The organism is Rheinheimera muenzenbergensis (assembly GCF_036984005.1).
Classification (GTDB): Bacteria; Pseudomonadota; Gammaproteobacteria; order Enterobacterales; family Alteromonadaceae; genus Alishewanella; species Alishewanella muenzenbergensis.
In genome coordinates this window covers 56,664-69,485 of record NZ_JALAAR010000007.1, presented here as the reverse complement: position 1 = coordinate 69,485, position 12,822 = coordinate 56,664, and the positions used below count along the sequence as shown (strand labels likewise).

The following is a 12,822-nucleotide window of genomic DNA, read 5'->3' as shown; positions in this document are numbered from 1 at the left end:
AGCAACAACACAAGCAACTAAAAAACGGTGGGAACGTCTTCCCAACTGCGCGGGCCGGCGATTAAACCACTGCCAACATCAGCCAGCTCTTCGGGAATTTCCGTCGTAATTAATTCATCAGACCATTTTTGCGCTTTGGCTAGTAGCCAGGCTTCAAACTCTGGCATGCCGCGTTCTGGTCTGTTCTCCGTCATCACTGATACCGTTGCTTACGCTGAGCAATTAATAATTCAATCTGCGCAGTTACCTGTTCAACAGAAGGCTTAGCACCTATGGCTTGCTGCTCATCAAACCACTCCAGTACTTCAACGTTAACCAAATAGGATAATTCATGGCAGTATTGCGGTTGGCGCACCCACACTTGCGAAGCAAAAGGCGAAGGGTTCTCAAGCTTGCTGCAATGCGTAAAACCATTTTCTGATACATAGCCTGGCAACCAGAACCCCAACACAATACGCACCGCAAAAGCCACGGCCAATAACACCAGCGACATTTTTACCCACAGCGCAAAATGCCGCTCAGGCAAATTACCGAAATGCCGGCGTAACATAACGTAAATTGACAGCAATAAAATGGGTGTGGCAATTAAACCAGGTATGACCATCATGGAGACTCTGAGGTAAAACGCTTGCGCATCCAAACTGCTGAGCCGCTGTAAAAACTCAGCAGCAAAAAAAGCGTAGCCAGCAGTCATCGCCAACATCACTATCGACAAAAAAATTGCCAGCGCTTTTTTACGCTCAAAGTGCTCAGTTTGTTGCGGCATTATTCTAAGCTCCACTTCGGAACCGCAAATAACTTATGTAAAAACGCTAGCGTATCTTCGCTCCACTGAGTTTTTAACTCTTTAGATTTCATTTCTGCTCTGAGTATATCACTTTCAATTTGAGCTTGAGCTTCTGATAGCATCTGAGAAATATGGCGGCCAAGTTGTATATGCTCATCAATGAACAGAAACAGAGTTGTTGTGAGTACGCCAACGGCCAGTACGATTAAAAGTGGCCCAATGATCAAAGTTGCAGAGCCTCCTGCAATCAAGGACAAAAAAGCCAGAGCTATCGCCGAGGCGGCTCCAGCATAAATAACATCTGCCGCTACACCGCCCACAAAGTCATGCCAGGTTTTCTGATCGTTTAGCAGCTGATCAACAGCATGAAAGCTCACTGATAAAACCAATGTAAGTACGAAGCCTGTTCGAATCGATTTAACCGCATCTGCCTTACCGATGCCCATTGACACAACTTTGGGGTGGCTAGCCAAATAACGGCTGCCGGTCAGGTGCCGCCGCAGTGCCGCATAACCTTTAATCACAACATAAGTACGACCGTGATAATTTTTAATCTGGTATTTCGTCAGTACATTGCCGCTTTTACTCAAATCTCTTGCCAGTACAGCTAACGCTGCGCTATCTAATAAACTTGGCGCAAATGAAAGAAGACTTTTCAACCCACCGCCTCTGCGTTGCCACAGTGCTTTTACGCCAGTATTCTCTTGGCTAAGCGTTTCAAGCCAAGACAAAATCTGCTGTTCCGTTAAGCCTTGTTGCAGTTTTATATTTACCGCCAACTCAAAAAATTCGGTTTCATTCATCACAAACATAGAGTGTGAATTGGCCGCAAGCGCCTTAGCCAGCGCTTCTCTTTGCCGATTTTGCTGCGCTTGTTGGCGGATTTGACTGGTACGTTGGATATCGTAAAGAGTTTTCATTATTCGGCCTCATCCATGAAAAGCAAAAATATAACACATTTTACATTTTAAGAACAATTATCAAGCAGTAATTACTAAGCTTTTAAATCAGCGGTAACAGAGGTAGTATCAAAGCGTTAATCGAGAAATGTCAGCAGAAAAATGTCATCTGAAACAATAGATTATTACAACCGGTATGCAGTGGAATATGCCCGGGAAACAACCAATTTAGATATGGCTGCTCTGTACGCCGCGTTTTTACCTATGGTTGCACCAGGTGGCTATATTCTTGACGCCGGTTGTGGCAGCGGCCGTGACGCAGCTTATTTTAAACAGCTTGGCTTTGCTGTAAGCGCTTTTGATGCCAGCAAAGAGTTAGCGCGCATTGCCAGCCAGCGCCTGATGCAAACAGTCAACGTGCGAAACTTTGAGCAGTTAAACGAGCACGAGCAATATGACGGCATTTGGTGTTGCGCCAGCCTGCTACATGTTTCAAGTGACACCTTGCCTTCAGTATTTTGTCGCTTACAACGGGCGTTAAAGCCCGGTGCAGTGCTTTACGCCTCTTTTAAATACGGCGATAGCGAACGGGAAGTAAATGGCCGGCGTTTTACTGACTTAAATGAGGTACAACTTGCCGATGTACTTACCAATACCGCCGGCCTAACCCTTATTAAAACCTGGCTGACGCAGGACCAACGCAAAGAACGTAGCCATGAAACCTGGTTAAATGCACTTATTTCAAAGGATACTGAATAGCCATGGCCGGCATGCAGCAACAACTGGATTTTATTGCTTATATTCAGCGCATGCTGAATGAAGGTGAATTTGTCGCTACCTATAAGTTTGCCTTGCTGCATGCGATTGCCGACGTCTGTGTCGAACAGCCACTGCAGCAACCGGATAGCGAACTTGTGATCATGTTAGATGATTTGGTGGACAAATTTATCCTGCTGTACTGGCACCATGCCATGCCTTTTGCCGCGAGTTCCAACGGTGATGCAGCACTGCTTAAGCAAAATGCAGGTAAGCAATCCAAAGTTATTAGCGTGCTGTACGAGTGTCAGCAAAATGATATTCGTAATATCCGCCAATTAAAGCAAAGCCTATACTGGCCAGCGATTTACCGAGCTACGCTGGCCACATTAAAGGACGGCCCGCTATGGCGCTTGCAGATCTTGTCTAAGCAAGCAGAGTGTTTTCTGTACCCGCATACCAATAACGGTAAATTTATTAAGCTGAACTCTGGCATCGCTTATTCATTCCGGCGCTTTTATGACTTGGTGGTGTACCTGGCAAAAAATGCCTGGCTGCAAAAAATTCAGAGCATTAAAGACAACCAACAACTGATAGGCCCACAAAGCCAGTTGCAGCAGTTTTTGTTTGGTGTGGATCGTAATGCGTTGAATAAAGCCCGACCTGTGTTGATTGAGATCCAGCGTGGTCAGTGCTTTTACTGCAATAAACCGCTGAACGACCAACGTAATGCCGATGTTGATCACTTTATTCCGTTTGCGCGTTACTCAACCGACCTCGGTCATAATTTTGTCGCAGCGCACAGCGCTTGTAACAATAGCAAACGTGACCATCTGGCAGCGCCGCGACATCGGGACAACTGGCAAGAACAAAATCTGGTAATGCACTCAGCTGTACTAAGTTCTGAGCTAGCAGCTTACTTTTACTGCGATGCAGAAAAATCACGCGCAGTAAGTGACTGGGCATACGGTGTTGCACAGGCGAATGGCGCTAAATTATGGCTGAGCAAAGATGAGTTTGTGTATGCTGACGAATCAACAACTGCAGTAGCAGCTAAACCACTGATACTGCCGGTTAGCAAAGTTGCCGCCAATGATCAGGCCGTTACAGAGTCGGCCGCTGACAGCCTGATGCTACCTTACTTTCCTGAGATCAAAATTGCCTGCGGGCATTTTAAAACCGGAGATGCCGGTAATGCAGAACACCTTGTCGCCCCAATTGGCTTTGGCACGCTTAACCCGCACAAGCATTTCTTAGCCCGCGCCAGCGGCAACTCCATGAACGGTGGCAAAAATCCTATTCAAGACGGACAACTACTTTTGTTGGAGCTGATTAGCCCAACCAGTGCTGGCTCATTGCAAAATTGCACTGTTGCCATAGAGCGTCAGGATGAAAGCGGTGACAACCAATATCTACTACGTGATGTAAAGAAAGTTGCTGACGGGCAATACATGCTGATCGCCAAAAACCCGAATTATCCACCACTGGCAGCCGATGAAACTATGCGAACTTTTGCCAGATTAAAAGGTATTGTTCAATAAACTACATCAACTTATTTGGTAGTTTCCCGTCGCAATACAAAGTAGGCAGTTTTTAAATAGCAAAATTGAAGCGCGCCCGCAGGCGCAGCAGATTATGGTGGCGAATTTGGATGAAGTTAAACAACATGCGTTTTAAGTAAGTAGTTAACTGGCATTCTTATAAGCTAACAACGAAACACTGCCATCGCTTAACCATTCAACGCCCAGGTTACCGTCTTCAATCAGCAAGCGGCCTTGCCGGTTTGGCCTGATACGCTGGCGCTTGCGTTGTTCAAGCAGGATAACATCATTATCCATAGCTTTCGCCGTAGGCTCTGTTTCAGTTTAGTCAGATTGGCGGCCAGTAACAGCTATGCGACTCGCCCTACTTCGAGTTTTTAGTAATTTGATGACTTACGGCTTAAAACCAATAAAATGAAACTATATTTTCACAAAACAACTAGAAAGGAAATTTCAGTTTCAACATCATTCCGTTGTGAATTCTAATTTGCCACTTTACTTAACGCTAAAAATGAAACTATAATTTCACTAAATTTATATTAAAGAAAATATAGTTTCACCCCATGGATACTATCGAATCAAAAACAAAACGCACTGCTGTCGTGTTCCCCAAGCACAAAAAGGTGTTAAGCATCTTGGGTGAAAACTTAACGCTAGCGATGAAGCGACGCGGCATTACCCAAGAAATGATGCATAGCAGAACAGGGCTGTCTAAACCGACGCTACGAAAAATCTTTAAGGGTGATCCTTCCGTTTCGCTTGGGCACTATGTCAACGTATTAGCGTCCCTCGGCTTACTGGATGACCTGGCTAAAGTCGCCTTTGATGACGAGCTGGGAAGAAAGCTGCAAGACATTCAATTACTGAATAAAAAATAAGAGCAGCAATTATGGAAATCTATGTTTATGCAGATTGGACTGAGTCAACTGATCCTTTATTGGTCGGTACTTTACGCTCGTCTAAAATTAGAGGAAAAGAGCATTTCAGCTTTAGTTATGATGAGAAATGGCTAACCTCCGACTATGTCCGGCAAATTGATCCCTCTTTAAAGCTATTCGTTGGCGAACAGCATGCGCTGGGCGATAAAAATTTCAAAACATTTCTCGACTCATGCCCTGATCGTTGGGGACGGTTGCTAATGCAACGTAGAGAAGCGGTGATTGCCAGGCGAGAGAAGCGACGAGCCAAAAGCCTGAACGAGACAGATTACTTACTGGGTGTGCATGATTCATTTCGTATGGGCGCACTGCGCTTTCGCACATCGCCAACGGGCCCATTTCTAGACAATAGCCATGAGCTATGTGCGCCTGCAATAACCCGCCTGCCCGAGCTACAACAAGCCGCCAATAAATTAGAGGAAACTCCTGATTTAGATAATCCAGAATATCTAAAATGGCTTAATATGCTGATCTCACCGGGTTCATCATTAGGTGGCGCCAGACCAAAAGCTTCAATTAGAAATCACGATAACAGTTTGTGGTTAGCCAAGTTCCCTAGTCGTCACGATGACTACGATATTGGCTTATGGGAGTTTCTTGTTTACCAAATGGCCACTGAATCAGGCATCGAAATGGCAGAATCCAAAGTTGAAGCCATAGGTAAGCATCATATTTTTTTAACGAAAAGGTTTGACCGCACTACATCTGGGAAACGACTTCACTTCAGCTCTGCAATGACTCAGCTTGAGTACTTTGATGGTCAGGATAATGGCGCAAGTTACTTAGAGCTGGCTGAATTTCTGCTACAGCACGGCTCTAATACTCAGCAAGACCTTGAACAACTTTGGACAAGAATGCTGTTTAACATCATGGTGTCGAATTGTGATGATCATCTGAGAAATCACGGATTCATTCTAGAGCCCACTGGATGGCGGCTATCTCCCGCCTACGATATCAACCCTATGTTATACGCCACTGGCTTACACCTTAATATTGACGATGTGAGCAATGCGCTCTCTATAGATTTGGCATTTGAAGTTGCAGAGTATTTTCACGTTAACGCGAGTAAAGCAAAAGCTATCCAGCAAAGATTGTTGAGGGCCGTCTCAAAGTGGGAAAGCCTTGCCCAACAAGCTGGTGTCAGCAAAGAAGAAAGAGAGCTATTGCGCGACTGCTTTTTACTCGATTAGAACCTGTAGTGATCAACTCATTTTTGACCACTTCCTTGCAGCCAGGCCAATATCGCGCCCAATTGAGATTGGGGCAACCTTCAACTCGCATTCTTGTAAGACAACAACGACACACTGCCATCGCTTAACCATTCAAGGTGCAACTGGCCGGCACTGAGTAGCAGGCGCCCTTCGCGGTTTGGCCGGATACGCTGGCGCTTGCGCTGTTCTACCAGGTTATCTAGCAGTTCTAAAATGGCGCCTCTTACGCCTGACTGTTTTAGCATTTGGTTATCGGCTTCGGCCAGGTGCCAGGCGGTAGCGGTTAGCATCGGCGAGTCGGCTTCGGCGACAAAGCTAATGCTGCCGCTAAGTTGTTGTAATAGCGGGAAGTTGTGACGCAGGGCTTCCAGGCACTGCTGTTCAAGCAGGATGACATCTTTATCCATAGCTTTCTCCTTAGGCTCTGCTTCAGTGTAGCCAGATTAACGGCTGGCAACAGCTCTGAACAGTGAGAATATTTTTGATATGTACGTTAAGCATACGGATGGCAGATTAGCTTAGCGGAAAACTTTAGCCGCTTTTACTGCAGCGCCAGTTTAAACCACTCCAGCTGCGTTTCGGTTACCTTGCTGGCCCGCCCTATCATATTTAGCACTGCTATAAGATCCTGATTTTCTTCGTTATCCAGCAGCTTTTTAACCCCCAAGCTCCAGCGGGCAAAGTCACGTTGCTGTATCGGCTTTCGCATTAGCAGGCGCACATTAGTGTGGCGTGAGTCACGGCCAATACTGGCGTAAAGTGCATCGACTACCGCCGCTTCGCCTTCCAGGTACTGCAGAAAATAACGCTCAGTAAACAGTAGTGCGCCGGTAATATTGCGCCGGTGATTATTAGGTTCGGCCCGTAACTTTATTTTGGTAATGGCGGCGTCATCAGTGCCGGCACAGCGTTCACTGATGTAGACCAGCTGGATTTCATCTTTCTCAATGGCAGTTGTTGTCACAGCACTTTTCCTCAAACCTGAGTGCCATTGTTATAACCGCCACTTTGCTGCAAAGCAATGCGGTAATAGCTATTGTCGGCCGGATTGACGCTTATTTGCCTGCTGACGTTAATCTGGCTCTTTGTTTTCTGCCAAACTGGTTCTTTTGGCTAAGCGGGTGCTATGCGATGTTACCTCTGGTTATTTTTTAATCAGGATTGATACAATGAAAAAGCTGCGCAATACCCTGAACGCTGCCCTGCTGCTACTCTGCCAGCTGGCGGTTGCCGACACCTTATTCAGCGAAGATTTTCAGACAGGCCAATACAGTAGCTGGAGCCTTAGTGGCAATGGCTACGACGCCGCCAATTTATATAGCGGCAATTACTCGCTACGGCTGGATGGCTTGCGCCAGGCCAGCATTGCGCTAAATACCAGCGGCTATACCGATGTTAGCCTGGACGTTGATCTGGCGGCGTTATATCTGGTTAATGGTGACTACTGTTATGCCGATTACTCCACTAATGGTGGCAGCAGTTGGCAAAACTTACTTACCGTGGCCAACGGCCAGGACGACGGTTTGTTTCGTTCGGCCAGTATGGCGAACGGGCTGGATAATCAGGCTAATCTGATGCTGCGCTTTCGTGCTTATAGCCTGTACGGCAACTATTGCTATGCCGACAACATCCTGCTGAGTGGCACCGTCGCAGAGCCGGTTGAAAACTGTGATTACGATTGCCTGCCCGGCACCGGCGCCGTTACGCGCAGCGCACTGACTTACAGCCAGCTTAGCGGCACGGCCGCTGTTGGCCTGCAAAACTACAGCCACTATGCAGTGCCCGCTAATGCGGCTAACCCGCTGAACCAGTTTAGCGGCACCTTAACGCTGAGTATTGTTAACGGCACTCTGACCGAACAAGGCACGGCGCTGGCCGGCAGTTACACTAACCCAAACCGTTTACCGGATTTTAGCTTTCAGTTTATCCAGCATGGCACACACCTGATCCCGCTGCAGCGCCAGCTTATTACTACCAGCCATCCGTCCTGGGAATATTTGTTACTGCCCGGCCGGGTATGGCAGGAAAACGGCGACAATGGTTACAGCCGCGTGGCGCTGCCATTTGCCTTGCAGGAAGTAAACGCCAACTGCACCCACAATGGTGTGACGACGTTTTTATTTAAAGACGATGGCAGTGTATCAAAACTGGCCTACCAGATAGCGCAGGAAACCTGTCAGTATTTTAAATTTAACCTGCACGGCAAAGTAAACGCCAGTTACCAAAGTGCCGTTATCAGTAACGCCGCAGCGATTAAAACAGCGTTTGAACAAGAGCTGGCCGCACGGCTGCCGGTAAAACCGCTGAGTGCTTTGGCCAGCGACTACCCGCAAGCGGGTGTTGTCATTGCCAATATCGGCTCCGACCAAAGCAGCAGCCATTTATCGGCCTATGGCGTGTACTACAACGGCGTGCACTATGCCGGCAACTGTAGCAGCCGTCAGGGCGACTATCCGTTTTGTCAGCAGATGGTGTTGCCGTCTTACTCTACGGCAAAATCGGTGGTTGCCGGCTTTGGCTTAATGCGACTGGAGCAGAAGTACAGCGGTACCCAGCGCAATCTGGCGATCAGCAGCTATGTCAGTGAATGCGCGGCCAGCCGCTGGGCCGACGTCAGCTTTGGCCAGACACTGGATATGGCCACCGGCAACTACAACTCTGCCGGCGCGTCGGTCGACGAGGGCGCCCAGGCTACTATTGATAACTTCTTCCTGGTCGGCAGCCACCAGTTAAAAATGCAGCATGCCTGTGGCTATCCTCGTAAAGCGACGCCTGGCAGCCAGTTTGTTTATCACAGCTCTGACAGCTACATCTTAAGCCGCGCTATGCAGCAGTATTATCGCACTCTGGCCGGCAGCACGGCCGATTACTACACCGACTTACTGGTAAACGAGTTGTGGCAACCGCTGCAACTTAGCCCGCTAACTTACAACAGCAAGCGCACCTATGATGCGGTGGCACAGCCCTGGGCCGGCTATGGCCTGAGCTTTATCAGCGATGACTTAATTAAACTGGGCCGCTTTGCGTACGAGCAACAAGGCAAGATCAACGGCCAGCAGCTGCTGGATGCCACTATGCTGCAGGATGCAATGCAACTTGGCAGTAATGGCGGCCTGCCTACTGAGCCAGGGAATGGCACGGCCAGCAGCCGCTATCGCTATGGCTTCTGGGGGTATGATTTAAGTGATTCCACTCAGGTAAATTGTAGCAACCCGAGCTGGGTACCGTATATGTCTGGCTTTGGCGGCATAGGTGTGGTGATGCTGCCCAACCAGATGGTGTATTACTATGTCAGCGACAACAGCGAGTACGGCTTTACCAAAACGGTAAAAGAGCTGGCCAAAATCAGCCCGGTATGTAGCTAGGCAGCCAAAGCAGCGGCTGGCGGACGGCAGCGCAACTGGCTCTGTCCGCTGGCGAAAACTGGCTCTGTTAACAGCAGTAAAAGCTGATAGGCTAAACGAACAAGTAGAATAAAAAGGCTAAGCCACTATGACGCAGCAACACACACTTAACGCAGCCGACACTCAGCGCTACCGGCTGTTTGCGGTAGCCGCCGACAGTACGCTGGCGCGCTTGATGCTGGCATTTTTAGCCACCGCCGGCTTGTTTTACGTCAATATTATGCCGGCGCTGGTATCCGGTTTAATAGAAGGCCGCGGTTTCAGTGCCCGCGACGCCGGGCTGATAGGTTCCTGCAATGTGTACGGTGCTGCCGTTGGCGCTTTTATTGCCATCTTTCTGGTGAAAAAACTGCCGTGGAAAACCGCCGCGGCCGCTTTACTGCTACTGCTTATTAGCCTCGATTTAGTCTCAATGCTACTGACCAACCCGCTGCCGATGATGTTACTGCGCGCTGTGCACGGCTTAACCGGCGGCCTGCTGGTAGGTATTGCCTTTGCGGTTATGGCGCGCTGCGGCCAGGTGCATAAAGCCTTTGGTATGTTGCTGCTGGTGCAGTTTGGCCTCGGCGGTTTGGGGGTAATGCTGTTACCACCACTGGTGCCGCTGTTTGGTTCCTGGGTGTTGTTTATGGCGCTGATCGCTTTTAGCCTGACTGCTTTGCTGATGCTGGCTTTTTTACCGGCTTATCCGCTATTGCCGCTTGCCACTCAGCACGGCGCCGCACCAGTGCAGTACCGGCCGTTGCTGGCCGCTATTTTGGCCATTTTTTTATTTCAGGCTGCCAATATGGCACTGTACGCCTACATTATTGAACTGGGCGAACAGGCCGGTTTAACCTTAAGCATCATTTCACCGGCGCTGGGGGTATCGGCCTGGCTCGGGCTGCTAGGCTCGGTGCTGGTGATCTGGCTGTCTACCCGTTTTGGCCGGGCGCTGCCGGTATTTATTAGTATTATGATCACCGCGGCAGCAACTTATGCCCTGCACTACAGCGCCAGCGCGGCTATTTTTTGGCTGGCAAATTTGGCGGTGGGCGTAACCTGGGCCTTTAGCATTGCCTATCTGCTGGGCATTTGTGCCGAGTTTGATCAGGCCGGACAGATGGCGGCACTGGGCGGCTTTGCCTCAAAAATGGGCCTGGCCAGCGGGCCCTTGTTTGCCGCTTTGGTAATAGACGGTGGCAGCTACAGCGCCCTGATTAATATCGCCGTGGTGCTGTTAATGCTGGCAGCAGTGGTAGCGCTGTATCCGTGCCGGACACTGGACAATGCCAACGCTTAGGTTGTTAACAACCGCTGTTGCACTCTGGCTGCAGCGGCTTTATGCTGCTTTAACCTGCAGTACAATAATAAGAACCTAATATGCAGCATCTGTTTGTACTTGATGCCAGCGGCAGTACCAATTTACAACAACAACTGATGCAAAAGCTGATCAGTGCCATTATCAGCGGCTATTTTGCTGCTGGCAGTAAAATGCCGTCATCGCGCAAACTGGCCGAACAACTGGGCATTGCCCGCAACACTGTCGTGCATGCTTATCAGCAATTAATCGACGAAGGTTATTTGCTTAGCCGCGAGCGCAGCGGCATTTATGTCAGTGAGCAACTGTTTGAGCAGCCCAGCGCTGCAACCAATGACAACACAGCAGATGCCAACCAGTATCCGTGGGACAAGCTGCTGACCGGGCAGCGGCTGGAAAGCAGCCCGCCGCCCTACCCGCATAACTGGCAGCAGTATCCGTATCCGTTTATTGATGGCCAGTTCGACCCTTCCCTGTTTCCGGTTAACCAGTGGCGCGAGTGTTCTAAGCTCAGCCTGAATGTCGGCGAGATTAAAAGCTGGGCCAGCGACAGCGGCCAGCATGATGACCAGCTGCTGACGGAGGAAATCCGCACTAAGGTGCTGCCACGGCGTGGTATTTTTGCCAAAGCAGATGAGATTTTAATCACCCTGGGCTCGCAACAGGGCCTGTATTTACTCAGTAAATTACTGCTGAATAACCACAGCTTACTGGCCATGGAAGAACCCGGTTATCAGGGCATGCGCCAGCTGGCCCAGCTGGCCTATGCGCCGCTGCATTATGTTGACGTTGAAGAAGATGGCATAGCGGTAGATAACATTCCGCCGCAGGCTGATGTGGTGTATGTCACGCCCAGCCACCAGATGCCCACTGCCGTGACCATGTCACTGCAAAAACGCGCCGCCCTGATTGAGCGTGCCGAGCGCGATAATTTCCTTATTATTGAAGACGACTACGAGTGCGAAACGAATTTTATCAGCCAGCCGCATCCGGCCGTAAAAAGCCTGGACCGCAGTGGCCGGGTGCTGTACGTCTCCAGCTTCTCTAAGGTGTTAGCGCCGGGTTTGCGCCTCGGTTTTATGGTGGCGCCGGCGCCGCTGATCCGCCAGGCCCGTCAGCTGCGCAGCTTAATCTCGCGCCACCCACCGGCCAATAATCAGCGCATTATGGGGCTGTTTTTATCGCTGGGCTATTACGACCAAACCATGCGCCGGCTGAATCAGGAACTGGCGCAGCGCTGGCAGCAAATGCGTGAAGCGCTGAACCATTACTTGTCTACCGCTATTGTCACCAGCCGCACAGTCGGTGGTAGCACCTGCTGGATCCAGGGGCCCGACAGCCTGAACAGCCAGCGCTTTGCCGCCGAAGCGGCGAAAATAGGCATTTTAATTGAGCCGGTCAGCCGCTTTTATGGCGGGAAAACCAAGCCGCAGCATTATTTCCGGCTTGGGGTTAGCAGCATTCCAACACCGAAAATACGCGACGGTATCGGCCAGCTGGCGCAACTGATGCACCAGTGGCAACAGCACAGCGACGAGCCGCTCGGCCAAACCGACTACGGCCAACGGCTGCGTGGCGATGCACTGCGCCAGTTTGCCAGCCAGTGCGAGTTTATCGGCCGTACCGTATTTGGCGATCCTTACCGCATTAAACTGGCCGCCGACGGCAGCATGCAGGGCTTTGAAGGTTACCACGACGAAAAACAGGACAGCGGTAAGTGGTGGCTGGACGGCGATACCTGGTACCGGCAGTGGCAGCACTGGTCTTACGCCGAAGTGCTGGGCTTTGAGCTGTATATCCAGCAAAACCGCATTAACTGGCTGCGCAATGGCCAATTGGTTGACTCGGCGTTTTTTGTGTTACATCCGTAACTGGCTCCTGTATTCACTGCAAACTGGTTCTACCCAGCGCCAGCCGGCTTGCTTAAGCTGTTAACAGAATAGCCACAAGCAGCACCTTAGCATTCGCCGTGCTGCCTGCACCGGA

13 protein-coding genes are annotated in these 12,822 nt (G+C 49.8%); 7 read left to right on the top strand and 6 right to left on the bottom strand.

Annotation, left to right across the window (positions count from 1 at the left end):
• Positions 1-17: 17 nt before the first annotated feature.
• The 3 genes from MN202_RS09795 to MN202_RS09785 are packed head-to-tail and all read right to left on the bottom strand — an operon-like array spanning position 18 to position 1,707.
• Complete coding sequence (locus tag MN202_RS09795) at positions 18-194, bottom strand: hypothetical protein (protein WP_335735937.1); 177 nt, start codon at positions 192-194, stop codon at positions 18-20.
• On the bottom strand, positions 194-766 hold the full coding sequence (locus MN202_RS09790; RefSeq protein ID WP_335735936.1) for a hypothetical protein: 573 nt from the start codon (positions 764-766) through the stop codon (positions 194-196). The genes MN202_RS09795 and MN202_RS09790 overlap by 1 nt, the downstream gene beginning before the upstream one ends.
• Positions 766-1,707, bottom strand: coding sequence for a hypothetical protein (locus MN202_RS09785; RefSeq protein WP_335735935.1), 942 nt, complete (start codon positions 1,705-1,707; stop codon positions 766-768). The genes MN202_RS09790 and MN202_RS09785 overlap by 1 nt, the downstream gene beginning before the upstream one ends.
• 141 nt (positions 1,708-1,848) lie before the next feature.
• Here MN202_RS09785 and MN202_RS09780 point away from each other — a divergent pair, with 141 nt between their 5' ends.
• Both MN202_RS09780 and MN202_RS09775 read left to right on the top strand, forming a co-directional pair.
• Entirely contained in the window at positions 1,849-2,445 is a 597-nt protein-coding gene (locus MN202_RS09780; RefSeq protein WP_335735934.1) for a class I SAM-dependent methyltransferase, read from the top strand.
• Between the two features lie 2 nt (positions 2,446-2,447).
• A complete protein-coding gene (locus MN202_RS09775) occupies positions 2,448-3,983 on the top strand; it encodes a S24 family peptidase (protein WP_335735933.1) in 1,536 nt (511 codons plus the stop codon).
• 144 nt (positions 3,984-4,127) lie between these two features.
• Here the strand turns inward: MN202_RS09775 and MN202_RS09770 are convergent, their stop codons facing one another.
• The gene (locus tag MN202_RS09770) at positions 4,128-4,280 is read right to left on the bottom strand and encodes a hypothetical protein (protein ID WP_335735932.1); all 153 of its coding nucleotides are present in this window, start codon (positions 4,278-4,280) and stop codon (positions 4,128-4,130) included.
• Between the two features lie 266 nt (positions 4,281-4,546).
• Between MN202_RS09770 and MN202_RS09765 the strand changes: the two genes are divergently transcribed.
• Positions 4,547-4,861: a helix-turn-helix domain-containing protein gene (locus MN202_RS09765; protein WP_335735931.1), complete on the top strand. Its 315-nt coding sequence runs from the start codon at positions 4,547-4,549 to the stop codon at positions 4,859-4,861.
• Positions 4,862-4,872: 11 nt separating this feature from the next.
• The gene (locus MN202_RS09760) at positions 4,873-6,111 is read left to right on the top strand and encodes a type II toxin-antitoxin system HipA family toxin (protein WP_335735930.1); all 1,239 of its coding nucleotides are present in this window, start codon (positions 4,873-4,875) and stop codon (positions 6,109-6,111) included.
• Between the two features lie 80 nt (positions 6,112-6,191).
• Here MN202_RS09760 and MN202_RS09755 read toward each other — a convergent pair whose 3' ends face one another.
• Both MN202_RS09755 and MN202_RS09750 read right to left on the bottom strand, forming a co-directional pair.
• A complete protein-coding gene (locus MN202_RS09755; protein ID WP_335735929.1) occupies positions 6,192-6,539 on the bottom strand; it encodes a hypothetical protein in 348 nt (115 codons plus the stop codon).
• A gap of 134 nt (positions 6,540-6,673) precedes the next feature.
• Positions 6,674-7,096, bottom strand: coding sequence for a BLUF domain-containing protein (locus tag MN202_RS09750; RefSeq protein ID WP_335735928.1), 423 nt, complete (start codon positions 7,094-7,096; stop codon positions 6,674-6,676).
• 205 nt (positions 7,097-7,301) lie between these two features.
• Between MN202_RS09750 and MN202_RS09745 the strand changes: the two genes are divergently transcribed.
• The 3 genes from MN202_RS09745 (at position 7,302) to pdxR (ending at position 12,707) form a co-directional block, all read left to right on the top strand.
• Positions 7,302-9,497 (top strand): serine hydrolase domain-containing protein, encoded by a 2,196-nt coding sequence (locus tag MN202_RS09745; RefSeq protein ID WP_335735927.1) that lies wholly within the window; start codon positions 7,302-7,304, stop codon positions 9,495-9,497.
• Between the two features lie 127 nt (positions 9,498-9,624).
• Positions 9,625-10,818, top strand: a complete 1,194-nt coding sequence (locus MN202_RS09740) for an MFS transporter (RefSeq protein WP_335735926.1) — start codon at positions 9,625-9,627, stop codon at positions 10,816-10,818.
• An 80-nt stretch (positions 10,819-10,898) separates the two neighbouring features.
• Positions 10,899-12,707 (top strand): MocR-like pyridoxine biosynthesis transcription factor PdxR, encoded by a 1,809-nt coding sequence (gene pdxR / locus MN202_RS09735; RefSeq protein WP_335735925.1) that lies wholly within the window; start codon positions 10,899-10,901, stop codon positions 12,705-12,707.
• Positions 12,708-12,822 lie beyond the last annotated feature (115 nt).

Coding starts and splice junctions, on each gene's coding strand:
- MN202_RS09790 (WP_335735936.1), bottom strand. CDS start 766: ATGCCGCAACAAACTGAGCACTTTGAGCGTAAAAAAGCGCTGGCAATT.
- MN202_RS09745 (WP_335735927.1), top strand. CDS start 7,302: ATGAAAAAGCTGCGCAATACCCTGAACGCTGCCCTGCTGCTACTCTGC.
- MN202_RS09765 (WP_335735931.1), top strand. CDS start 4,547: ATGGATACTATCGAATCAAAAACAAAACGCACTGCTGTCGTGTTCCCC.
- MN202_RS09760 (WP_335735930.1), top strand. CDS start 4,873: ATGGAAATCTATGTTTATGCAGATTGGACTGAGTCAACTGATCCTTTA.
- MN202_RS09755 (WP_335735929.1), bottom strand. CDS start 6,539: ATGGATAAAGATGTCATCCTGCTTGAACAGCAGTGCCTGGAAGCCCTG.
- MN202_RS09770 (WP_335735932.1), bottom strand. CDS start 4,280: ATGGATAATGATGTTATCCTGCTTGAACAACGCAAGCGCCAGCGTATC.
- MN202_RS09780 (WP_335735934.1), top strand. CDS start 1,849: ATGTCATCTGAAACAATAGATTATTACAACCGGTATGCAGTGGAATAT.
- MN202_RS09785 (WP_335735935.1), bottom strand. CDS start 1,707: ATGAAAACTCTTTACGATATCCAACGTACCAGTCAAATCCGCCAACAA.
- MN202_RS09795 (WP_335735937.1), bottom strand. CDS start 194: ATGACGGAGAACAGACCAGAACGCGGCATGCCAGAGTTTGAAGCCTGG.
- MN202_RS09740 (WP_335735926.1), top strand. CDS start 9,625: ATGACGCAGCAACACACACTTAACGCAGCCGACACTCAGCGCTACCGG.
- MN202_RS09775 (WP_335735933.1), top strand. CDS start 2,448: ATGGCCGGCATGCAGCAACAACTGGATTTTATTGCTTATATTCAGCGC.
- pdxR (WP_335735925.1), top strand. CDS start 10,899: ATGCAGCATCTGTTTGTACTTGATGCCAGCGGCAGTACCAATTTACAA.